Source organism: Micromonospora sp. L5, from assembly GCF_000177655.2.
Taxonomy (GTDB): Bacteria; Actinomycetota; Actinomycetes; order Mycobacteriales; family Micromonosporaceae; genus Micromonospora; species Micromonospora aurantiaca.
In genome coordinates, this window is sequence record NC_014815.1 from 5,223,044 (window position 1) to 5,245,494 (window position 22,451).

The window sequence follows — 22,451 nt, forward strand, 5'->3', positions numbered from 1 at the left end:
GAATCTCACTGGATAGGGTGCTCAGCCGAGCTGGGCGAGCGCCTCGGCGGCGGCGCGCTCGCCCGCGGTCACCGCGCCCTCCAGGTATCCGCTCCACCGGGTCGCGGTCTCGGTGCCGGCCCAGTGCACCCGGCCCACTGGCGTGCGCAGTTCCGGGCCGTACGCGCACCACGCGCCGGGTGGCAGGACGCCGCAGAAGCAGCCGCGCGTCCACTCGTCGGCCGACCAGTCGTACTCGACGAGGTCGTCGGGGCGCGCGGCGGCCGGGCCGAAGATCGCGGCGAGCGCCTCGCACAGCGCGTCCCGGCGCGCGTCCTGCGGCAGCCGGCGCAGCGCCCGGGCCTGCGCGCCGTAGCTGAACGCGGTGAGCACCCCGCCCGGCGCGTCCGGCAGCGAGTTGTCCACCGTCTCGGTGAGCGGCCCGGTGTCGGTGCTGGACACGCCGGAGCGGCCGTCGGCCCGCCAGAACGGCTCCGGATAGAGCGCGTGCACCTTGAGCGCCACACCCATCGGCATCCGCTGGGTCAGCCCGTCGCGCAGCGGCGGCAGCGGCGGGTCGTACCGGATCCGCCCGGCCAGCGTCGGCGCCAGCGCGATCACCACCGCGTCGCCGCGGTACGCTTCGCGGCCGGCGCGCACCCGCACGCCGTCGCCGTCCTGCGCGACGCCGTCCACCGGGGCGCGCAGGCACAGGCTCCCCGGCGGCAGCGCGGCGGCCATCAGCTCGGCCAGCGCGGCCGGACCACCGACCAGCCGGTCCTGCTGGGCGCCACCGGCCATGCGCAGCAGCGACCCGGTGCCGCCGCCGCTGCGCAGGTAGAACAGCATGTGCAGCAGCGAGACCTCGTCCGGTGAGGCGGCCAGCAGCCCACCGGCGAGCATCCGGCCCGCGTACCCGGCGGTGACCGGGTCGGCAGCGCTCGCGTCGAGCCAGCCGCCCAGCGTGATCCGGTCCCACCGGGCCGCGTCGTCCACCCGCCACGGCGCGGCCGGGTCGAGCCCGCCCGCCATCTCGTCGAGCGTGCCCAGCAGCGCGGACAGCCCGGGCGGCTCGCCGGTGGCCGGGCGTCCGCCGAGCAGCAGCGCCGCCGCGCCGTGCGCGGGGGAGGAGAACGTGGTCAGGCCGTACGCGGCGACGAGCGCGTACATCCGGTCCTGGGTCGGGCCGATCCACTGCGCGCCGAGGTCCAGCCAGCCGCCGCCTGGTAGCGGGCGGCTCAGCGTCCGGCCGCCCACCCGGTCCCGGGCCTCCAGCACCCGCACCTCGGCGCCTGCCGCGTCCAGCGCGAGCGCGCAGGCCAGACCGGAGAACCCGGCGCCCACGACGACGACCCGGTGGCGGCGCACGGGACGGCGTACCCCGCTCCCGGCCGGATTCACCCGGCCCGGCGTGTCGAAACGGGCATCAGTCGTTCGTGTGGAGGGTGAGAGGGCGGCGCGGGGCCGTCCGGTGACGAGGAGAAGCCGATGAAGCAGTACCTGATCAGCATGTACCAGCCGGCCGGCGAGGGCCGCCCGGACCCGGAGTTCCTGGCCGGGGTGATGCGCGAGGTCGAGGCCATCGGCCGCGACCTGCGGGAGGCGGGGTGCTGGGTGTTCGGCAACGGCCTGCACGACCCGCAGACCGCCACCGTGCTGCGCCCGGCCGGTGACGAGGTGCTGGTCACCGACGGGCCGTTCGCCGAGGGCAAGGAGTACCTGGGCGGCGTCACCATCATCCGGGCGCCCGACCTGGACGCCGCGCTGGACTGGGGCCGCCGGTACGCCCTCGCCACCACGCTGCCGATCGAGGTCCGCCCGTTCCAGGGCGAGGGATGACCGACGTCGAACGCGTCTTCCGGGCCGAGTACGGCCGTGCGGTTGCCGTCCTGGTCCGTCTCCTCGGCGACATCGACCTCGCCGAGGAGGCGGTCCAGGAGGCGTTCACTGTCGCCGTGTCGCGGTGGGCCGCCGACGGGCCGCCGCCCAGCCCGGCCGGCTGGATCATCACCACCGCCCGGAACCGGGCGGTCGACAGGTTGCGGCGCGAGGCGACCCGGGCGGCCCGGCACGCCGAGGCCGCCCTGCTGCACGCCGCCGACCCGCCCGCCGAGGAGGGGCCCGTGCCCGACGACCGCCTGCGCCTGATCTTCACCTGCTGCCACCCGGCGCTCGCCGCTCCCGCCCGGGTGGCGTTGACGCTTCGCCTGCTCGGTGGCCTGAGCACCGCCGAGATCGCGCGGGCCTTCCTGGTGCCGGAGCCCACCATGTCGCAGCGCCTGGTCCGGGCCAAGGCGAAGATCCGCGACGCCGGTATCCCGTACCGGGTGCCGCGCGACGCGGACCTGCCGGACCGGCTGCGCGGGGTGCTGGCAGTGGTGTACCTGATCTTCAACGAGGGGCACACGGCGAGCGCGGGGGAGCGGCTGGGCCGCGCCGAGCTGGGCGCCGAGGCGATCCGGCTGGGCCGCCTGCTGGTGACGCTGATGCCGGACGAGCCGGAGGCGCTCGGCCTGCTCGCGCTGATGCTGCTCACCGAGGCGCGCCGCGCCGCCCGGACCGGCCCGGACGGGGTGCCGGTGTCGCTGTCCGAGCAGGACCGCGGCAGGTGGGACCGGGAGCTGATCGCGGAGGGACAGGACCTGGTCCGCCGGTGCCTGCGCCGGGACCGGCCCGGGCCGTACCAGATCCAGGCCGCGATCGGCGCTGTGCACGCGGACGCGCCCACCGTCGCCGTCACCGACTGGACCCAGATCCTCGCGCTCTACGACCAGCTCGCCGCCGTCGCGCCCGGGCCGGTGGTGGCGCTGAACCGGGCGGTCGCGCTGGCCGAGGTACGCGGACCGGCGGCGGGACTGGCCGAGGTGGAGCGTCTGGACCTGGCCGGTTACCACGTGTGGCACGCGATCCGGGCCGACCTGCTGCGCCGGCTGGACCGTCCGAAGCAGGCACGGGTCGCGTACGACGCGGCGATCGCCGGCACCGGCAACGCGGCGGAGCAGACGTTCCTGCGCCGCGCCCGCGACCGCATGCCGGGATGATCGCACCGACCGTGCACGTAGGAGGGCGGTAACCCCCGTAAGCGAGCGGTGATCGTCGGGGCATTGACGCGGCGGCAGAGAAAAGTACACTCCCGGTGTAATTAGTTTTTCCGTGCTCCGTCGACCGGCACGAGGTGACGATGAGCCCACCGGCCACAGCCGCCGTCGAACCGGGCCTGGCGCTGCACCACGTCGGCGTACGCTTCGGCGGCCTGGTCGCCCTCGACGACGTCTCGCTGCGGGTGCCGCCCGGCCGGATCGTCGGCGTGATCGGCCCCAACGGCGCCGGCAAGACCACGCTGTTCAACGTGGTCTGCGGCTTCGTCCGGCCGACCGAGGGTTCACTCACCCTCGACGGCCGGTCGTTCCGGCCCCGCCCGCACGCCCTCACCCGGCTCGGCATCGCCCGCACGCTCCAGGGCGTCGGCCTGTTCGCCGGGCTGAGCGTGCTGGAGAACGTGGTCGCAGGCGCCAGTCACACGGCCCGCGCCGGATTCGCCGCCGCGCTGTTCGGCCTGCCCCGCAGCGACCGGGACGAGCGGCGGCTGCGCGTCCGGGCCCTGGACCTGCTCACCGAGCTGGGCATCGAGAAGTACGCCGACGCGGCGCCGGCCACCCTGCCGTACCCGGTGCGCAAGCGGGTCGCGCTGGCCCGCGCGCTGATCGCCCGGCCCCGGCTGCTGCTGCTCGACGAACCGGCCGGCGGTCTCGGCGCCGACGACGTGGCCGAGCTGGCCGACCTGGTCCGCGCGCTGCCCGATCGCGACGACGGCTGTGCCGTGCTGCTCGTCGAGCACCACATGGACCTGGTCATGTCCGTCTGCCAGGAACTGGTGGTGCTCGACTTCGGCAAGGTGATCGCGGCCGGGCCGCCGGATCGCATCCGCGACGACCCCCGGGTCACCGAGGCGTACCTGGGCGCGGACGTGCCCGCCGAGCCGACCGGGAGCGCGTCGTGACAGCCGTGCTGGAGGTGGAGGCGCTCAGCTGCGGCTACGGACCCGTGCCGGTGCTGCGCGACGTCGCGTTCACCGTCCCGGCCGGCACCGTAACCGCCGTCCTCGGCGCCAACGGCGCGGGCAAGACCACGCTGCTGCGTACCCTCTCGGGTCTGCTGCGGCCCACCGGCGGCCGCGTCCGGTACGCGGGCGAGGACCTGCGCGGCGTCCGGGTCGAACACCTGGTCCGGCGCGGCCTGGCGCACGTGCCGGAGGGGCGCGGCGTGGTCACCGAGCTGACAGTGGCGGAGAACCTGCGCCTGGGCGGGTTGTGGCGGCGCGACCGGGCCGACGCCCGTCGCGCGCTCGACGAGGTGTACGAGCTGTTCCCCGCCCTGGCCCGCCGCCGCGACCACGCCGGGCACCAGCTCTCCGGCGGGGAACGGCAGATGCTCGCGATCGGCCGGGCGCTGATCGCCCGGCCCCGGCTGCTGCTGCTCGACGAGCCGTCGCTCGGGCTGGCGCCCAAGGTGGCCGCGCAGATCATGGCGCTGCTGCGGCGGCTGCGCGACGAACGGGGGCTCACCGTGCTGCTCGTCGAGCAGAACGTGCGCACCGCGCTGTCAGTCGCCGACCAGGGCATCGTCATGTCGCTCGGGCGGGTGGTGACGGCCGCGCCGGCCGCCCGGCTGCGCGACGACGACCAGCTCCGGCACGCGTACCTCGGATTCTAGGAAGGGGTCGCGGATGGAGCGGTTCTGGTTCCTCACCTTCGACGGGCTCGCCGCCGGGGCGGTCTACGCGGCGTTCGCGCTCGCGCTCGTGCTCATCTGGCGGGCCGCCCGGGTGGTCAACTTCGCCCAGGGTGCGATGGCCGTGGCCACCGCCTACGTCGGGTACGCGGTCGTCTCCGCCACCGGCTCGTACTGGCTGGGCCTGGCCGCCGCGATCCTGTCCGGGCTAGCCCTGGGCGCGCTCGTGGAGCGGGTGCTGATGCGGTTCGCCGGCCCCGGCGGCCCGCTCAACCAGGTGATCGTCGCGCTCGGGCTGGTGCTGGTCATCCAGGCGGTGCTCGGCATGGTCTTCGGCAACGACTACCGGCCCGCACCGGCGCCGTTCGACACCGACGCGCTCACCATCGGCGGGGTGGCCGCGCTGTCCCCGTACGACCTGTGGGTGCTCGGCGCGGCGCTGACTGTGGTGGCGCTGCTCGCGCTGCTGTTCACCCGTACCCCCGTGGGCCTGCGGATGCGGGCCGCCGCCTTCGCGCCAGAGGTGTCCCGGCTGCTCGGCGTCAGCGTCGGCCGGATGCTCACGCTGGGCTGGGCGCTCGCCGCCGGGGTCGGCGCGCTCGCCGGGATGCTCGTCGTCCCCACCGGACTCGGCCTGCACTCGCACGCCATGGACCTGGTCTTCGTGGTCGCGTTCACCGCCGCCGTGGTCGGCGGCCTGGACAGCCCTGTGGGCGCGGTGGTGGGCGGCCTGCTGGTCGGGCTGATCCTGTCCTACGTCACCGGCTACCTGGGACCGGACACCACCCCGCTGGCCGTCCTGGTGCTGCTGCTGTCCGTCCTGCTGGTCCGCCCCGGCGGGCTCTTCTCCGCGGCGAGAGCGAGGCACGTGTGACGAGCACCCCCACCGAGATCGCGCCCGCCGCGCCGTCCCCGCTGCGGCGGCTGCTTCCCGGCGCCCCCGCCGGACGTGAGGCGCGCGGCTCCACGCTGCTGCGCCACCTGGCCGTGGCCGTGTTCGCCGGCACGCTCGTCGTGCTGGTGACCAACCAGCTCGCGCCGTACCAGAACCTCCAGGTGGCGCGCGTCTGCGCGTTCCTCTGCGTCACCGCCGGGCACACCGTCCTGGTCGGACTCAACGGCCAGCTCTCGCTCGGGCACGGCGCGCTGATGGCCACCGGCGCGTACACCGTGGCGCTGACCCAGCAGGCCCTGGACGAGCGGGCCGTACGCGGCTGGTGGACGCTGCCCGCGTCACTGCTCGTCGCCGTCGCGGTGACAGCGCTCGGCGGGCTTGTCGTCGGGCTGGCGGCGGCCCGGCTGCGCGGCCCCTACCTGGCCGGCGTGACGCTCGCGGTGGCGACGCTCGTCCCGGCGGTCACCACGATCTTCACCGGCGTGTTCAACGGCGAGCAGGGGCTGCGGTTCCCGGCGCAGACGCCACCGGCGGCGCTCGGCGCCTACTTCCAGCCGGAACGCTGGCTCGCCTGGATCGCGCTGGGCGCCGCGCTGCTCACCATGCTGCTGCTGGCCAACCTGGTACGCAGCCGCTTCGGCCGGTCGCTGCGGGCGGTCCGCGACGACGAGGTCGCGGCCCGGCTCGCCGGCATCCCGGTGGCCCGCACGCAGGTGCTCGCGTTCGTGGTGAGCGCCGCCTGCGCGGGCCTCGGCGGCGGCGTGTACGCCATGCTCACCGCCACTGTCGCACCCGGCAAGTTCCCGCTGGACCTGTCGCTGTTCCTGCTCATGGCGATCGTGATCGGCGGGCTGGGCAGCCTGGCCGGCGCGGTCTGGGGAGCGGTGCTGCTGGTCGCGCTCCAGGACCTGCCCGGCCTGCTCACCGAACACCTCAACCTCTCCGCCGGGCTGGCCCAGCGGCTGGAAGGGAACCTCGCGCTCGCAGTGTTCGGCCTGATCCTCATCGTCGTCATGCTCGCCGCCCCGGGCGGCCTCCAGGGCGGGGTGCGTGCCGTCGGCGCCCGCCTGCGCAGGGCCGTCCGCCGTCGTCCCGCCACCCGCCGGTCGCCGGACCGCTGACCTCACCGGTTCCACCCACCGTTCGCACCGTCGCACCGGAATGGAGAACCATGCGCCCCACCACCCGCCGCGTTCTCGCGGCCGCCGCCGGCCTGGCCCTGCTGGCCGCGTTGCCGGCCTGCGCCGACGACGAGAAGCAGGCCGCCGAGAACGTCCCCGGCGTCAGCGACTCCGAGGTCGTCATCGGCACCCACCAACCGCTCACCGGACCGGCCGCGCCCGGCTACTCGAAGATCTCCGCCGCCACCAAGGCGTACTTCGAGCACGTCAACAGCAAGGGCGGCGTGCACGGCCGGAAGATCGTCTACAAGGTCATGGACGACGGCTACAACCCCGCCAACACCGAGAACGTGGTCCGCAAGCTGGTGCTCGACGACAAGGTCTTCGCGCTGCTCGGCGGCCTCGGCACGCCGACGCACACGAACGTGCTGGAGTTCGTCAAGACGCAGAAGGTGCCGGACCTGTTCGTCTCCTCCGGCAGCCGCAACTGGAACCAGCCGGACAAGTACCCGACGACGTTCGGCTGGCAGCCCGACTACACGGTCGAGGGCAAGATCCTGGCCAGCTACGTCAAGCGGGAGTTCCCCGGCGCGAAGGTCTGCCACTTCGGGCAGAACGACGACTTCGGGCGGGACTCGCTGGCCGGGGTCGAGCAGGTCCTCGGCCCGGTCGCGGCGAAGCAGACGTACACCACCACCAACCAGCAGGTCGGCCCGGCGATCGGGGCGCTGCGCGCGGCCGGCTGCCAGGTGGTCATCTCGGCGACCATCCCCGGCTTCACCGCGCTCGCCATGGGCCAGGCCGCCGGGCAGGGCTTCAAGGCGCAGTGGGTGGTCTCCAACGTGGGCGCGGACTACACCACGCTGTCGGCCCAGCTCGGCGACAAGAAGGTGATCCTCGAAGGCATGATCGCCGACAACTACCTGCCGATGGTGGGTGACACCGCGAACCCGTGGATCCAGGAGTTCACCAAGATCCACCAGAAGTACAATGCGGGCAACCCGGTCGACGGCAACGCCATCTACGGCTACTCGATGGCGTACACGTTCGTCCAGGCGATGCTCGCCGCCGGGCCCGACCCCACCCGGGAGAAGCTGGTCGAGGCCGTGCGCAAGGGCGGCTTCCGCGGCCCGGGCCTGACCCCCTTCCGGTACGCCGAGGGCGTGCACGCCGGCTACGGCGGTGTCCGGCTGACCAAGGTGAGCAACGGCGCGCAGGCGTACTTCGGTCCCGCGTACACCACCGACGACGGCGACGGCGCGGTCACCGAGTTCACCGAGCCGCCGACGAACCCGCCGGCGGACGCCGTTCCGACGTCCTGACCGCCGTGCTGCCGCCGGGCGGCCGGGTGCCGGTCGCCCGGCGGCACGCACGTAGAGTGGCCGCCGGCAGACGAGCAACAGGAGAGCCCGTACCCATGATCGAGCTGGAGACCGACCCGCCGGAGCGGGTGGACGGCCGGGCGGCGCGGGCCGAGCGGACCCGGGCCGCGATCGTGGAGGCGCACCTGGCCCTGATCGACTCCGGTGACCTGCGGCCCACCGGGGAACGGATCGCCGAGCGGGCCGGGGTGTCGCTGCGCACGCTCTGGACCAACTTCAAGGACATGGAGACGCTGTTCGCCGCGACCGGACGGCGGGTCGGCGAGCGGCAGGCCACGCTCTGGCAGCCCGTGTCGCCGGAACTGCCGCTGACCGCCCGGATCGCCGCGTTCTGCGACCAGCGCGCCCGGCTGCTGGAGGTGCTGGCGCCCTCGGCCCGTGCGTCGGCGCTGCGGGAGCCGTTCTCCCCGCAGTTGCGGCGCAACCGGGAGGCGGCCATCGCCCGGGTACGCCAGGAGATCGAGTCGGTGTTCGGCGCGGAACTGGCACACGCCGGGCCGGGCCGGGAGCAGTTGCTCGACGCGCTCACCGTGGCCGGCACCTGGTCGGCGTGGTCGATGATGCGTGACTCGATGGGGCTCGACGTCGACGCGGCCCGCGCGGTGATGGCCCGTACGCTCGGCGCGCTGCTGGTCGACGCGATCGCCGCCGGCCTGCGCTGACGCTCCCGGCGGCCGGTCTTCCGGCCGACTTCGGCGCCGACGGCCGTCTTCCGCGCCGGTCCAGGTGCCCGGCCTGGTGCTCAGTCCTCGCGCAGCAGGCGCAGGATGCGGGTCAGTTCGGCCCGGTCGTCCGGTGCGAGCGCGCCGAAGAACCGTTCCGCCTCGGTGGCCCGCGCCTGCCGGATCGCGGTGCCCACCCGCTCGCCCTCGGCGGTGGGGGCGACCAGCGTGGCCCGCCTGTCGCCCGGGTCGGGCCGTCGCTCGACCAGGCCCCGCTCCTGCAACCCGTCGACCACCTCGGTGGCCGAGCGCGGCGCGATGCGCAGGTGCTCGGCGAGCGCGCCGGGCCGCAGCGCGCCGTGACGCATGAGCACGCCCAGCGCCCGCGCCTGCCCAGGGCTGATCTCCCACGGCTCCAGCGCGCGCTTGGTCTGGTGCCGCAGGCGGCGGGTCACCGCCCAGAACGTCTCGGCCAGGCTCTCGTCGCTGCCGTTCACGGGGAATACGGTAACAGGCTTTCGTGTTGTTCCCTCATGTTGAGGTAACCTCAGCATTGTCCCCTGCACGAGGAGCACAGTTGGATCGCATCCCCGACGGCCGCCGTGACGGCCGGACCGTTTCCCCCGCCGAGAAGGCCCAGGCCCGCGAGGTGTCCCTGCGCCGGATCGGCGGCCTGTTCACCGCCCACCGCGGCCCGCTCGCCACAGTGGTGGCGATCATCGTGGCGTCCTCGATCATCGCGATGGCCACGCCGTTCCTGCTGCGTACCGTGATCGACAGGGCCCTGCCCGAGCGTGACCTGACCCTGCTGGCCTGGCTGGTCGCGGGCATGGTCGCGGTCGCTGCGGTCACCGCGGTGCTCGGCGTCGCGCAGACCTGGATCTCCACCCGCGTCGGCCAGGAGGTCATGCACCGGCTGCGCGCCGACGTCTTCGCCCACCTCCAGCGCCAGTCGATCGGCTTCTTCGTGCGCACCCGCACCGGCGAGGTCCAGTCGCGCATCACCAACGACATCGGCGGCATGCAGGCGGTGGTCACCTCCACCGCCACCTCGATCGCCGCCAACCTCACCACAGTGGTCGCCACCACCATCGCCATGCTGGCGCTGAGCTGGCGCCTCACCCTCGTCTCGGCGGTCGTGCTTCCGCCCGCGCTCTGGCTCACCCGCCGGGTCGCCCGGCTACGCCGGGAGATCACCGCCCAGCGCCAGCGCGAACTGGCCGACCTCACAGTGACCATCGAGGAGGGCCTGTCGGTGAGCGGCGTACGGCTGGCCAAGACGCTCGGCACCGGCCCGGCCCTGGTCGACCGGTTCACCGCCTCCTCGGCCCGCCTGGTCGACCTGGAACTGCGCTCGGAACTGGCCGGCCGCTGGCGGATGGCCGCCATGAGCATCGTCTTCGCCGCCATCCCCGCGGTGATCTACCTGAGCGCCGGCCTGCCCGGCACCGCCGGCACGCTCACCATCGGCACGCTCGTCGCGTTCACCGCCCTCCAGGGCAACCTGTTCCGGCCGCTGATGGGCCTGCTCAACGTCGGCGTCACGCTCACCGCGTCGCTGGCGCTGTTCGCCCGCATCTTCGAATACCTCGACCTGCCCGTCGAGGTCGCCGAGCCGGCCCGCCCGGTCCCGCTCGATCCGGCCACCGCCCGCGGCCACCTGCGCGTCGAGGACGTCACCTTCAGCTACCCGGGCAGCGACACCGCCGCCCTCGCCGGCGTCAGCCTGGACGTCCCGGCCGGCACCAGCCTCGCCCTGGTGGGGGAGACCGGCTCCGGCAAGAGCACGCTCGCCGCGCTGATCAGCCGGCTGCACGACCCGGACGCCGGCCGCATCACGATCGACGGGATCGACCTGCGCGACCTGCGCCCGGCCGACCTGGCCGCCGTCGTGGGCGTGGTCAGCCAGGAGACGTACCTGCTGCACGGCACCGTGCGGGACAACCTCCGGTACGCCCGCCCGGACGCCACCGACACCGAGATCGAGGCCGCCGCCCGCGCCGCCCGCATCCACGACCTCGTCACCGCGCTGCCCGACGGGTACGACACCATGGTCGGCTCGCGCGGCCACCGGTTCTCCGGCGGCGAGCAGCAGCGCCTGGCGATCGCCCGGACCCTGCTGCGCGACCCGCGGATCCTGGTGCTGGACGAGGCGACGAGCGCGCTGGACACCGAGACCGAGCGCGCGGTCCAGCGGGCGCTGGACGAGCTGGCCAGGGGCCGCACCGTGGTGACCATCGCGCACCGGCTCTCCACTGTTCGCGACGCCGACCGTATCGCCGTGCTCGACCACGGCCGGATCGTCGAATCCGGCACCCACGACGCGCTGCTGGACCGGCGCGGCCGCTACGCCGCCCTGGTCGGCTGAGCGTAGGAGAGTGACCACCGCCGCCCGGTGGCGCGTGCCGGCGCTGCGCACGACCGCTGTCGTCGCCGGGGCGATGCTGGGCGTGCAGCAGCCCGCGCAGGCCGCCCGGGCAGAAACGCCCGCCCCCGAGAAGGCCGCCGTCCCGGGCTGACCGTCCCGGCTCAGACCTGGGGCCCGTCCGGGCTCAGACCTGGGGCGGTTCCGGCTCGCCCGGGCGGGGCCGCTGTCCCGGGGCCGGGCGCGGCGCGGGCGGGGGGAGCAGCGGCTCCAGCGGGGTGAACGACTCCACCGGTCCGTCCGGCCGCGATCCACGCCGCGCCCGCCCCGGCCCGGGCATCCCTCGCGCGTCCCGTGCCGCGCCCGCCGGTCCGGTCCCGTCGGCCGGCGGTGCCGTGGCGGCCGGCTCGCCGTCCTTCCCGGCTCGCGCCGCCGTCGGCTGTTCACGGCGGTCGCGTTCCTCCGCGTACTCGGCGCGGCGGCGGGCCAGGTCGCGCTCGCACTCCAGCGCGATGCGCTGCTCCCAGTACGGCTGGAGCAGCTTGCGCACCCGCTCGTCCAGGTGCACCGTGACGTCCGGCTCGCAGGCGAACGTCACCTCGCCGCGCGCGTACGTCCAGGGCGGCGGGTCGTCGTCGGCGAGCGCGGCGGTCAACGCGGCGTGCAGGTCGCGCGGGCGGTGCGGCGGCACCTCCACCGCGTGCCGGACCGCGAGCCGGTGCAGGCGCTGCGTGGCCTGCTGCTGGAAGTAGTCCACGTACCAGCCGAACAGCTCCGGCCGGGCCGTCTCCGACGACCAGGTGTAGGTGGCGCGGACCAGGAACACGTACACCTGGCCCTGCGCCGGCACCGCGAGCGGCTCCGGGACGCGCCGGTCGACTGTGGTCACCGGCGTCACCGGCTCCTCGGTCCACCAGAGCTGCCGCAGCGTCGGCTGCGCGCCGTCCCAGAAGCGCCGGGTCCGCACGCGCGCCGCCTCGCCCAGCGCCCGCGCCCGTCCGGCCCACCGCCGCCGCCTGCTGTCCACCGGCGCGCCGGGCATCGGCCGGCCGCCGCCCGGCTCGGGCCCTCCCGGCACCGCGGTCATCGCACCCCCTCCATGCCGGATCGCAGCACCGCGTCCCGCGGCGTCACCGGCGCGCGCGGGCCGTCGGGCGAGGGGTGGCCGGACCGCCGTGGCGGTCCGCGATCCACGCTAACAACCCGGGCCGGTGTACGCGCGCAGCCGCGCGGCGGTTCCGCCCGGCCCAGGGGCGGGCGCTGACCGATCGGACGAGTCGTCCCGTAGTCCTATCCGTGGGACTCGGGCTGTTTCGGTCCCGTTCACGGGACCGACCATCCAGAGTCGATCGGCGCGCCTTGATCCGTGATCGAAGCGCTTCGTAGCGTGAGGCTCCGCGATCCTTCGGGGAGGACCAGAACGCATGGGCGTAGACGCTCGTCAGGCCGCCGGCCAGACCGTGAATTTCCTGCGCTCCCTGGCCGAACGGCAGTACGACCGGGTCTGGACCCCGGACTTCCTGCACCTCAGCCCGGACGTGCAGGGCTTCGCCGTGTTCCACCGCGGCGGCCTGGTGCTGGTCTACGGCGCGGTGTCGCCGGACGATCCGGCCCGCTGGGTGTTCCGGATGGCCTGCGTGGCCGGCGCCGACGTGCCGGACATCTCCGGGGCGATGGCCTGGGCGAACATCCGCAACCGGCTGGCCGAGGCCGGGCGCTACTACTGCGTCGTGAAGGCCGACCAGAGCGCCTGCCACGTGGTGTTCGCGCTGGATGTCCGCAGCCCGCTGCTCGACGACGTCACGGCCCCCGACGCGCAGGCGGTGCGGGAACTGCTGCACTTCTCGCTCGCGGTGTGCGTCCACAACGCCGTGGCGGACTTCCGCGATCTGGCGTCCTATCTGCCGGCGCGGCCGCTGGCGCCGACCGAGATCGACGCCTGGACGCTGTTCGCCGGCACCCAGGACTGATCGCGCGGCAACGGTTCGCCGGCACCCAGGACTGATCGCGCGGCAACGGTTCGCCGGCACCCAGGACTGATCGCGCGGCAACGGTTCGCCGGCTCGGCGCAGCCCGGCGAGCTGCACGAAGATCTCCCGCTTCGCAGTGGCGGTGCCGCGACTGGTGACCACGTACCCGGTCAGCCAGATCCACCCGGTGTACGTCACCTCGGGCCCGACCGATACGACCCGGAACGTGAGCGCCCGACCGCCGCCGAACTGCACCGACGCGCGGCCGTCGACCCGTAGCAGGTCGCCGGGTTGCGGGCGCACCGCTACCAGTGGCCGTCGTTCGGTGGGCGGCACTCCCGGGCGTGCATGGCCTGCCAGTCCCGCAGGGCGCGCTTCAGCCTGTCGTTCTCCTGCGCGAGCAGGCGTACCCGGCGGTGCAGTTCGGCCAGTTCGTCGGCGACCCGGGCCTGGAACTCGCGTACCTGATCAGGGTCGACGCCGCGCCTGCGGGCGTCGAAGGCGTGCGTGCGCACCTCGTGCGGGGTCAGCCGGGCCGGCAGGCCGCTCAGGTAGAGGCGGCCGGATCGATGCAGCGTCACTTCGGTCCTTCCAGGAGTAGGGGGCAGGTGCGGTGGAAGGGCGGGCCGTCCGCACGCCGGCCGCGGCCGACCCGCCCGCTCCGCCACCGCAGCCCGGATCGGCGGTACGGAGGCGGAGCAGTCCGGAGGGTCGGGACGGGTACGCGCACCCGCCCCGACCGGGGGATGGGCCGAACTCGTTGCCACGCGAGGATCGGCCCAGAATCAACTTATCTAGACATGTCAGATGAGTCAACGCTGCTTGTTAGGCGCGTCGCGGTGTGATCGAATCGGGTCGCCACGCGAGGAGTGCCATGCGAGAAGTGCCGGATTACTGGCGCATCGCCGACGATGTGATCGCCGACGTCAGAGGAAAGAAGCTGAAGCCCGGGGACAAGCTGCCCTCGATCGCTGCGCTGCGCGATCGCTACGGCGTGAGTCACGGCACCGTGCAGATGGCGTATGCGCGTCTCGAAGCGTTGCGGGTGATCCGGCGGCAGCAGGGCAAGGGTGTCTTCGTGACCGATCCGAAGACCTGGATGAGAGAGCCGTAACCGGCGTCAGTCCAGCAGGCCCACCGGTCGTCGTCCGACTCGCCATACTGTCGGCGATGACTGCGGACGTGCGTACCGAAGACGGTTGTCGCCTGTGGGCCGACCAGGTCGGCGCCGGGGCGCCGCTGGTGCTCTGTCACGGCGGTCCGGGCATCTGGGACTACCTCGGCCCGGTCGCCCGGCTGCTCGACGGGCACGCCCGTGTCATCCGGTGGGACCAGCGTGGTTGCGGGCGCTCCGAGCGGCGCGGCCCGTACACGATCGGCCGTTTCGTCGCCGACCTCGACGCGGTCCGCGAACACCTGGCCGGACCGCGGACGGCACTGCTGGGCCACTCGTGGGGCGCGCACCTGGCGCTGCGGTACGCGATCGAACACCCGGAGCGGGTCAGTCACCTGATCTACGTCTCCGGCACCGGCATCGACCCCGAACGCGGCTGGCATCCGCATTACGAACGGAATCTCCGGCGGCGGCTCGGGCCCCATCTGCACCGGTGGGAGGCGCTTGGGGCACGAGCGCTCAACCCGGCGGAGGAACGGGAACGGGCGGTTCTGCAGTGGTCGGCCGACTTCGCCGATCCGGACTCCGCCATGGCGCACGCCGAGGACATGGCCGCGCCGTGGCTGGGCATCAACCACGACTGCAACCGGGCCGTCAACGCCGAGGTCAAGCGGGAACTCCGTACCTCCGGGATCGCGGCGCGGTGCCGGACGCTCGACCTGCCCGTGCTGATCATCGACGGCCCCGAGGACATCCGTCCCCGCTGGGGCGTCGACTCGCTGGAGAAGGCGCTGCCCAATTGTGAGCGGGTCAGCCTCCCCGGATCCGGCCACCTGCCGTGGGTCGAGAATCCACACGACTTCCGTCGGGCCGTGGCCGTCTTCCTCGACGCGCCGGCATGAGCCGGCGTCCGGAACCTGAAAGCGGGAGCCTTCGGTAGCGGCCTGTCGCGGAGATCGGTACTTACGGGTACACCCGTCCCGTCGACGGGACGGCTAGAGTCTTCGCGTGATCGACCGGAGGCGCCCCTCGAGTCGGTCAAGAAGGTGCGAGCCGCTGATCTGATGGCGCCCTCTTAAGGCCACACAGCGAACAGAGTAGACAGCGTCGCTCTCCATCCTCCCACCCGTCAGGAGCCGACAATGGGTAACGAGATTCAGCTGATCAGCGACGGCGACGGGCTGGCGGTCATCGGAGATCCGACGGCTGTCGAACGCTTCCTGGTCTCCGAGGGCTTGCCGTCGAAGAACCTCGGGCTGCCTCGGCTCGGGTCTGTTCTCAAGGTCGAGGCGGCAGCGACTCAGGCTGGTTCCGAGATCGCCGCCAACTCCGGTCGTTGGGTGCAGCTGACCCAGGAGTCAGCGCAGCTCGTCCACAAATTCGGTCTGATGCCGACCAAGACCCCAGGGGTCAGCCACGCGATGGTGGGAGATCCAGGCTCGATCCAGAAATGGCTTCAGATCTCGAAGGGGCCCGGGGCGGTCGCAGGCAACCCGGCGTTGCTGGCCGGTGCGGCGGGGCTCATGGCGCAGCTTGCGATGCAACAGAGCATGAAGGAGATCACCGACTATCTCGCCACGATCGACGAGAAGGTCGACGATGTGCTCCGTGCCCAGAAGGACGCTGTGTTGGCCCGCATGATCGGCGTGGGCTTCGTCATCGAGGAGTCCATGACCATCCGTGAGCAGCGCGGCCGAGTCGACGAAGTCACATGGTCGAAGGTGCAGGGCGCGCCGGCGACGATCGCAGAAACCCAGGCGTACGCGTTGCGTCAGCTCGACGCGCTCGCGGAGAAGCTGGAGCGTAAAAGCGCGATCGGTGAGCTTGCCAGGGCAGCCAGGGAAGCGGAGTCCAAGGCGCAGGAGTGGCTTGTCGTCCTGGCCCGCTGCTTCCAACTGCAGGACGCGATCGCCGTGCTCGAACTCGACCGGGTGCTGGACGCGTCGCCGGACGAGTTGGACGGGCATCGCGTCGGGCTGAGGAATGCTCGGCAGAACCGACTCGAACTCATCTCCCGGTGCACCGAGCGCCTCCTTGCCCGCATGGAAGCGGCCGCGGGCAGGGCGAACGCCAAGGTTTTGCTGAACCCGATGGACTCACCGGCGGTGGTGAAGTCGAGCAACCAAGTCTCGACAGCCATCGTCAACTTCCACGGGCGACTCGGTATCGAGAGCGCTCGGCAGTCGTCGGACGCGAGACGATGGGCGGATGCGGCCAAGGAGGCGAGAGACAAGGCGCTTGAGACCGGAGCAGACGGCGTTGATGCCGCCAGGCGCCTCGGTAACGACACTTTCGACCGGGCTAAATGGGCGACGGGCAAGCTTTCCGGCCGGGTCGGCGGGTGGGCACTGCGTCGGCGCGGGGAGGACGACGAACTCAAGGAGAAGAGTGGCGACGCTTGATCAGGAGAGAGAACGTGACCTGACCCCGCCACCTATCCGCGTCTGGTGCGGTGGAGGACTGACCGAGACCCGCTGTTTGCGTCTTCGTAACGGACCCGACGACGTGGATGCGCGAACTTTGACTGGTCGGGTTCGTGACGCCGGTCGGGGTAGCGGCAAGATCCGTTCTGGTGCAGGCTGGCGGTGTGAAGGCCTTCGTCGGAGTCACGGACGAGAAGTGGTATCGGTTCCTGGCGGCGCGTCCTGATCTGAACGAGGTGAACTTCTGGCGTCCGTCGGGTGGTGCATTTCGTGCGCTCACGCCTGGTGAGCCGTTTCTCTTCAAAGCCCACTATCCGTTCAATCGCGTCGTCGGCGGTGGCTTCTTCAGCGGCTTCACCCAGTTGAAGATCTCGGAAGCGTGGAACCTCTTCGGCGAGGGCAACGGCGTCGCGAGCCTCGACGAGATGAGGCGTAGCGTCGGGCGGTACCGGAAACAGTCGATCGAGCCGGGGGAGGATCCGGTGATCGGGTGCATCTTCGTTCGTGACAGCGTCTTCTTCGCCGACGGCTCGTCGGTCGATCCGCCCCCTGGCTTCGCGCCGAACGTCGTACAGGGCAAGACGTACGACCTCGCTGATCCAGCCGCTGCGGACTACTTCGGTCTTGCCCTTCACCGCCTTCTGGGTGGAGAGGTCGATTTGGACCTTGGTGAGCCGTGGCATCGCCCCGGCCCGATCTACGGAGATCCACGGCTCGTTCCCCAGCGTCTCGGCCAGAAGTCGTTCAAGGCGGTGGTGCTCGGCGCGTACGGCCGCCGCTGTGCGATCACGGGCAACAAGTTGCAACCGGTGCTCCAGGCGGCGCACATCCGGCCACTGCCGGCGGGCGGCGAGCATCGGATCGACAACGGCATGCTGCTCAGGTCCGATGTCCACATCCTCTTCGATCAGGGCTACCTGGGCGTGGACCCGAGGTACCGCCTGATGGTGAGTCCGCGCCTGCGAAGCGAGTTCGGCAACGGCGACCAGTTCTACGCGAAGGCCGGGTCCGTTGTCGCGATCCCAGAGCGACGTGGAGACCGTCCCAAGGCCGAGTTCCTGGAGTGGCACCTGGAGTCAGTGTTCAAAGCGGCCTGACTGCTGAGCCGCCTCCCGCCTAGCAGCTGCTGACGCCGTGGAGATCTTGGTACGAAAGGGCCCTCATGGGGGCCGTTTCATACCAAGATCTATTCGTGTCTCGTCTGGTGAGACGTGACTCTCGAAGCTGCTCGGCCAGGGGCGCCGTGAGGGCCGCCGAGAAATCGACGCAACAACATTTATGGATGTTCGGATGGTGTCGGACGGTTGATCGTCCTGGTCGGATGGCGGAACGGACATCGCCGTTCGACGATGACAGGAGGGACCGTGCGCACACCATCCCGTGCGTTGACGGGGACCACCGCGCTGCTGCTCGCAGCCGGGCTGGTCCTGACCGCCGCTGGCGGCGGCCAGGCGGCACCCCGGGAACAGACCCGTACCCAGGCGCCACCCGACCACCTGCCGGGCGACCGGCACGACACCAAGGCCAAGGACAACCGCAAGGGCCGCGTCGCCGCCAGCGACCGGCAGCGGGACCGGGCCGCCGCGCTCGGCGCGCGCGTGCGCTGGACCGACTTCGGTACGCCCGCCACGCTCACGTCGACCGGCAAGCCCCTCGCCACCGGCCTGCCCGCCGACCCGGCCGCCGCCGCGCGCGCGTACGTGGCCGCCAACCGGGACGTGCTGGGCCTGACCGCCGAGGGCGCCGCCGCGCTGGAACTGCTCACGGTGGCGCCGATGGGGCAGGGCGCGACCGTCCTGTTCCGGCAGCGCTTCGGTGACCTGCCGGCCGCCGTCGACGGCATGCTGTCGATCGGCGTACGCGACGGAGCGGTGTGGCACGTCAGCTCCTCGCTCGCCCGCGACGCCGGTACGCCGGCCCCGGCCACGATCAGCGCCGAGCAGGCCCGCAAGGCCGCCGTCGCCGACGCCGGCCGCTCCGACGCGCAGGTCGTGCGTACCTCGTTGGTCGCGGTGCCCACCGCGGACCGGGGGCCGCGCGCGGCGTGGGAGGTGGTCCTCGGGGCGGACACCACCGGCGCGGACCCGGCCGCCTACGCCACCTACGTGGACGCCCGCGACAGCGCCGTGCTGGTCCGTGAGGACCTGATCGACCACGACGCCGACCACCCCTCGTGGGAGGTCTTCCCGAACTCGCCGCGGGTCGACAGGTCCTCGGTCGACACCCGCAAGCGGTGGTGCGCCGTGCCGGCGCGCGGCTGCGCCGAGGTGGTGGGCGTGCCCGGGCACCCGGCGTGGGACGTGGACCCGGCCACCGGCCAGTCCACCACCACGACCAAGGGCAACAACGCGATCGCGGTGCAGAACTGGTTCAGCAACGACCCGTTCAGCGTCGGCACCGAGACCGCGACGCCCCGCCCGGACCGCCGGTACGACTACCCGTGGACGAACCAGTGGCAGGAGCAGCGCTGCAACCCGGAGGTGTTCACGTCGCCGCAGGCGAACGACATCGACGCGGCGCGGGCGAACCTGTTCGCCATGCACAACCGGATGCACGACTGGACCTATCACCTCGGGTTCACCGAGGAGACCTGGAACATGCAGCAGGACAACCTCGGCCGCGGCGGGCTCGGTAACGACCCCGAGCAGGGCAACGCCCAGGCCGGCGGGGCCAGCGGCGGCCCGCCCAACTTCGCGGCCCGCAACAACGCCAACCAGATCACCCCGCCGGACGGCGTCGCGCCGACCACCAACATGTACCTGTGGCAGCCCATGGCGGGCTCGTTCTACGCGCCGTGCGTCGACGGCGACTTCGACATGTCGGTGATCGCCCACGAGTACGGCCACGCGGTCACCAACCGCATGATCGCCGGCCCGAGCGCCGGGGTCAGCTCGCCGCAGGGCATGAGCGAGAGCTGGTCCGACCAGCTCGCCATGGAGTACCTGTTCGAGCACGGATACGCCGCGCCCGGCCGGCGCGGGTTCACCATCGGCGAGTACACCACCCAGGACCCGAACGCGGGTATCCGCAACTACAACATGAGTGACAGCCCGCTCAACTACAGCTCGGTCGACTACGACTTCGTCGGCCTCCAGGTGCACGCCTCCGGTGAGGTGTGGAGCGCCACCAACACCGACATCCGCGCGGCCATGATGCGCCGGTGGGGCAGCGGCACCCCGGCCGTGCAGAAGGCGTGCGCCACCGGCGCCCGCGACGTGACCGCCTGCCCGGGTAACCGGCGCTGGATCCAACTGGTCTTCGACTCGTTCCTGCTGATGTCGGTCAGCCAGGTCAGCATGGTCGACGCCCGGGACGCGATGCTCGCCGCCGACCGGATCCGCTTCGGCGGCGCCAACCAGGACCTGCTCTGGAACGCGTTCGCCGGGCGCGGCCTCGGCGAGACCGCGGCCAGCGTCGGCCACACCGACGCCAACCCCACGCCGGGCTTCACCTCGCCGTACGCGCGGGAGGGCTCGCTGCGGTTCCTCCCGGTCGGCGAGCGCGGGCCGGTGGCCGGCGCGCAGCTGTTCGTCGGGCGCTACCAGGCCCGGGCGGTGCCGGTGGCGGACACCGACGCGGCCACCCCGCTCACCGACCGGGTGGATCTGGTGCCCGGCACGTACGAGTTCGTGGTGCGGGCACCCGGCTACGGCCACACTCGGATCGGCCCGGTGAAGGTCAAGGCGGGCCAGAACCGGACGCTGGCGGTGTCGTTGCGACCCAACCTGGCCTCGGCCACCGCGGGTGCGGCGGTCACCGGCGACGGGATCAACCTGCCGCAGATCGCCGACGACGACGAGGCCACGAACTGGGCCTCGCTGGGCGCGCCGGTCGCCGGCCGGCAGGTCACAGTCGACCTGTCCGGCGACGTCCAGCAGGTACGCCGGGTGCAGGTCAGCGCCATGCTACGTCCGGCGGTCGCCGGTGACGCGGACGCCGGCACCCAGAGCCGGTACTCCGCGGTGCGGCAGTTCCGGGTCCTCGCGTGCACCGCGACCGGGCCGGTGACCTGCGCGGACGCGGCGGACTTCCGCCCGGTCTACACCAGCCGGCCGGACGCGTTCCCGGCTGTGGCGCCGCGTCCCCGGGCGCCCGAGCTGATCATGCGGTCGTTCGACATTCCGCGTACCAAGGCCACGCACCTGCGCGTCGAGGTGCTGACCAACCAGTGCACGGGCGCGCCGGACTACGCCGGTGAGCAGGACGACGACCCGCGGGCGGCGACCGACTGCGCCACCGCCAGCCCGCAGGCGCAGAACGTGCGGATCGCCGAGTTCCAGGCGTTCACGCGCTGACCCACACGGCGGGTGCGGACGGGCGGCTCGGGTCGTCCGTCCGCACCCGCCATCGTGTGTTCACCCGGGGTTCGGGGCGCCGTCGCCGGATCGGGGCTGTACCGCGGGCAGGATCCTCGACAGACTGAGCGGCGACCAGCGAACGACGTTGGTCGATGCCCTGCCGGCTCGCTCAAGGAGGATCCCTTGACCCCGTTCCGTGCCGCCGTCACCCGCGTACGCCGCGCCCTCGCCGCGTCCGCCCTGGTCACCGCCGTGGCCGCCGCGGCGCTCGTCGCACCGTCCACTGTCTCCACCCGCCTCGCCGAACCCGCCGCGGCCGCCGTCTACGGCTCCTGCACGCAGTCCCGCTGCGCCGACGCGCGCACCGCGCGGTCCGGCTGGTCCGCGAAGAGCTTCCCGACCAGCCGTGGCTGGTACTCGTGGAGCGGCGGCCGGTGCAACTTCGCCGGCGGCCGGTTCTACAACTACGAGGGTCAGCTGCCCGCCGGCGCCACCTACTACGAGTACGACGTCTACCCGCGCGCCTGCAACGCCTCCCGGGACGCGTACCGGATCGTGGTCAACAAGAGCACCGGGGCGACCTGGTTCTCGCCCGACCACTACGCCAACTTCTACCGGCTCTGAGCAGCCTCGGCGCCGGCGGGGGGCGACCCCCGGCCGGCGCCGTCGGGAAAGGACGGATCATGGGCGCAGCGTCCCCGCAGCCGCCGGCCTGGCTCGTGTACGACGGCGCGCCGCCCGAGCCGGACGGTGTGCCGGTCTCCGGCGGGGCCAGCCGCACCCGCGCCGGGCTGCACGAGACGCTGGCCGGGTCACTGGCGCTGCCCGGCTGGTACGGCCGCAACTGGGACGCCCTCGCCGACGCGCTCGCAGACCGCCTCGACTCCGGTCCGCTGACGCTGGTCGTGACCGACGCGGCGGACCTGCTCGCCGACGAGCCGCCCGCCCAGCTCGGCACGCTGCTGGACGTGCTCGGCGCGGTCGCCGCCGGTGGGCACGAGACGCTGCGGGTGGTCCTACGCGACGACCCGGACCGACTGCGCGCCCTGCGTGACCGCGTGGCCGCCGTGCTCGGCGGGCGGGTGGGCGCCCCGCCTCCCGCAACCGGCTGACCGGGTGCCGTTTCGCCGCCCCCTCCCCGAAGCGGCGGCCTCGTGCGGTGAGCATGGCCGCCAGCTCGGCGAGGTGGCGACCTCGTGCGGTGAGCATGGCCGCCAGCTCGGCGAGGTGGCGACCTCGTGCGGTGAGCATGGCCGCCAGCTCGGCGAGGTGGTGGGGTCTGGTGGGTGGGGATGCCGCCACTTCCCCGTAGCGGCGGGCCGGGTGCCACTTCGGGGAGGTGGCGGGGTTCTGGTGGGTGGGGATGCGGCCACTTCGGGGAGGTGGTGGGCCGATCGCCAGTTCGGGGAGGTGGTGGGGTCCGGTGGGGAGGGATGCCGCCACTTCGCCGTAGTGGCGAGCCGGGCGCCAGTTCGGGGTGGTGGTGAGGTCCGGTCGGTGGGGATGCAGCC

General features: G+C 72.8%; 22 protein-coding genes. 18 read left to right on the forward strand and 4 right to left on the reverse strand.

Annotation, left to right across the window (positions count from 1 at the left end; genetic code table 11):
• Positions 1–21 precede the first annotated feature (21 nt).
• The gene (locus tag ML5_RS24000) at positions 22–1,497 is read right to left on the reverse strand and encodes a flavin monoamine oxidase family protein (protein WP_369752310.1); all 1,476 of its coding nucleotides are present in this window, start codon (positions 1,495–1,497) and stop codon (positions 22–24) included.
• On the opposite strand from ML5_RS24000, the gene ML5_RS24005 reads away from it, so the two are divergent.
• From ML5_RS24005 to ML5_RS24040, 8 genes are all read left to right on the forward strand, one after another.
• Positions 1,468–1,818, forward strand: coding sequence for a YciI family protein (locus ML5_RS24005; RefSeq protein ID WP_013286726.1), 351 nt, complete (start codon positions 1,468–1,470; stop codon positions 1,816–1,818). The genes ML5_RS24000 and ML5_RS24005 overlap by 30 nt on opposite strands.
• A complete protein-coding gene (locus ML5_RS24010) occupies positions 1,815–3,020 on the forward strand; it encodes an RNA polymerase sigma factor (RefSeq protein ID WP_013476509.1) in 1,206 nt (401 codons plus the stop codon). The genes ML5_RS24005 and ML5_RS24010 overlap by 4 nt, the downstream gene beginning before the upstream one ends.
• A gap of 140 nt (positions 3,021–3,160) precedes the next feature.
• Positions 3,161–3,979 (forward strand): ABC transporter ATP-binding protein, encoded by an 819-nt coding sequence (locus tag ML5_RS24015; protein ID WP_013476510.1) that lies wholly within the window; start codon positions 3,161–3,163, stop codon positions 3,977–3,979.
• Positions 3,976–4,692 carry an ABC transporter ATP-binding protein gene (locus tag ML5_RS24020; RefSeq protein WP_013286723.1) on the forward strand — a complete coding sequence of 239 codons (717 nt, stop codon included), beginning with the start codon at positions 3,976–3,978 and terminating at the stop codon, positions 4,690–4,692. Before ML5_RS24015 ends, ML5_RS24020 begins: the two co-directional genes overlap by 4 nt.
• A 13-nt stretch (positions 4,693–4,705) precedes the next feature.
• A complete protein-coding gene (locus tag ML5_RS24025) occupies positions 4,706–5,584 on the forward strand; it encodes a branched-chain amino acid ABC transporter permease (RefSeq protein WP_013286722.1) in 879 nt (292 codons plus the stop codon).
• Positions 5,581–6,726, forward strand: a complete 1,146-nt coding sequence (locus ML5_RS24030) for a branched-chain amino acid ABC transporter permease (RefSeq protein WP_013476511.1) — start codon at positions 5,581–5,583, stop codon at positions 6,724–6,726. The genes ML5_RS24025 and ML5_RS24030 overlap by 4 nt, the downstream gene beginning before the upstream one ends.
• 50 nt (positions 6,727–6,776) lie before the next feature.
• Entirely contained in the window at positions 6,777–8,048 is a 1,272-nt protein-coding gene (locus ML5_RS24035) for an ABC transporter substrate-binding protein (protein WP_013286720.1), read from the forward strand.
• A gap of 95 nt (positions 8,049–8,143) precedes the next feature.
• The gene (locus ML5_RS24040; RefSeq protein ID WP_013286719.1) at positions 8,144–8,770 is read left to right on the forward strand and encodes a TetR/AcrR family transcriptional regulator; all 627 of its coding nucleotides are present in this window, start codon (positions 8,144–8,146) and stop codon (positions 8,768–8,770) included.
• An 80-nt stretch (positions 8,771–8,850) separates the two neighbouring features.
• On the opposite strand, the gene ML5_RS24045 is transcribed toward ML5_RS24040, so the two are convergent.
• Positions 8,851–9,267 (reverse strand): MarR family winged helix-turn-helix transcriptional regulator, encoded by a 417-nt coding sequence (locus ML5_RS24045; protein ID WP_013286718.1) that lies wholly within the window; start codon positions 9,265–9,267, stop codon positions 8,851–8,853.
• An 89-nt stretch (positions 9,268–9,356) separates the two neighbouring features.
• Here ML5_RS24045 and ML5_RS24050 point away from each other — a divergent pair, with 89 nt between their 5' ends.
• A complete protein-coding gene (locus tag ML5_RS24050; protein WP_369752312.1) occupies positions 9,357–11,138 on the forward strand; it encodes an ABC transporter ATP-binding protein in 1,782 nt (593 codons plus the stop codon).
• A gap of 10 nt (positions 11,139–11,148) precedes the next feature.
• On the forward strand, positions 11,149–11,289 hold the full coding sequence (locus ML5_RS32430) for a hypothetical protein (protein WP_168168223.1): 141 nt from the start codon (positions 11,149–11,151) through the stop codon (positions 11,287–11,289).
• A 33-nt stretch (positions 11,290–11,322) separates the two neighbouring features.
• On the opposite strand, the gene ML5_RS24055 is transcribed toward ML5_RS32430, so the two are convergent.
• Complete coding sequence (locus ML5_RS24055) at positions 11,323–12,222, reverse strand: hypothetical protein (RefSeq protein ID WP_013476512.1); 900 nt, start codon at positions 12,220–12,222, stop codon at positions 11,323–11,325.
• A gap of 337 nt (positions 12,223–12,559) precedes the next feature.
• Between ML5_RS24055 and ML5_RS24060 the strand changes: the two genes are divergently transcribed.
• Positions 12,560–13,105, forward strand: coding sequence for a hypothetical protein (locus ML5_RS24060; protein WP_013286715.1), 546 nt, complete (start codon positions 12,560–12,562; stop codon positions 13,103–13,105).
• A 305-nt stretch (positions 13,106–13,410) separates the two neighbouring features.
• On the opposite strand, the gene ML5_RS24065 is transcribed toward ML5_RS24060, so the two are convergent.
• Positions 13,411–13,686 carry a DivIVA domain-containing protein gene (locus ML5_RS24065; RefSeq protein WP_013476513.1) on the reverse strand — a complete coding sequence of 92 codons (276 nt, stop codon included), beginning with the start codon at positions 13,684–13,686 and terminating at the stop codon, positions 13,411–13,413.
• Positions 13,687–13,979: 293 nt separating this feature from the next.
• On the opposite strand from ML5_RS24065, the gene ML5_RS24070 reads away from it, so the two are divergent.
• The 7 genes from ML5_RS24070 to ML5_RS24100 all read left to right on the forward strand — a co-directional run bounded on the left by ML5_RS24070 (position 13,980) and on the right by ML5_RS24100 (position 22,052).
• Positions 13,980–14,219, forward strand: coding sequence for a winged helix-turn-helix domain-containing protein (locus ML5_RS24070; RefSeq protein ID WP_013286712.1), 240 nt, complete (start codon positions 13,980–13,982; stop codon positions 14,217–14,219).
• Positions 14,220–14,275: 56 nt separating this feature from the next.
• Positions 14,276–15,121: an alpha/beta fold hydrolase gene (locus ML5_RS24075; RefSeq protein WP_013476514.1), complete on the forward strand. Its 846-nt coding sequence runs from the start codon at positions 14,276–14,278 to the stop codon at positions 15,119–15,121.
• Between the two features lie 240 nt (positions 15,122–15,361).
• Positions 15,362–16,621, forward strand: a complete 1,260-nt coding sequence (locus tag ML5_RS24080) for a hypothetical protein (RefSeq protein WP_013476515.1) — start codon at positions 15,362–15,364, stop codon at positions 16,619–16,621.
• A gap of 185 nt (positions 16,622–16,806) precedes the next feature.
• Positions 16,807–17,739 (forward strand): HNH endonuclease, encoded by a 933-nt coding sequence (locus ML5_RS24085; protein WP_013476516.1) that lies wholly within the window; start codon positions 16,807–16,809, stop codon positions 17,737–17,739.
• 288 nt (positions 17,740–18,027) lie between these two features.
• Positions 18,028–20,937, forward strand: coding sequence for a M36 family metallopeptidase (locus ML5_RS24090; protein ID WP_236619283.1), 2,910 nt, complete (start codon positions 18,028–18,030; stop codon positions 20,935–20,937).
• A 186-nt stretch (positions 20,938–21,123) separates the two neighbouring features.
• Complete coding sequence (locus tag ML5_RS24095; RefSeq protein WP_013476518.1) at positions 21,124–21,564, forward strand: ribonuclease domain-containing protein; 441 nt, start codon at positions 21,124–21,126, stop codon at positions 21,562–21,564.
• A gap of 59 nt (positions 21,565–21,623) precedes the next feature.
• Positions 21,624–22,052 (forward strand): barstar family protein, encoded by a 429-nt coding sequence (locus ML5_RS24100; protein WP_013476519.1) that lies wholly within the window; start codon positions 21,624–21,626, stop codon positions 22,050–22,052.
• Positions 22,053–22,451: the final 399 nt, after the last annotated feature.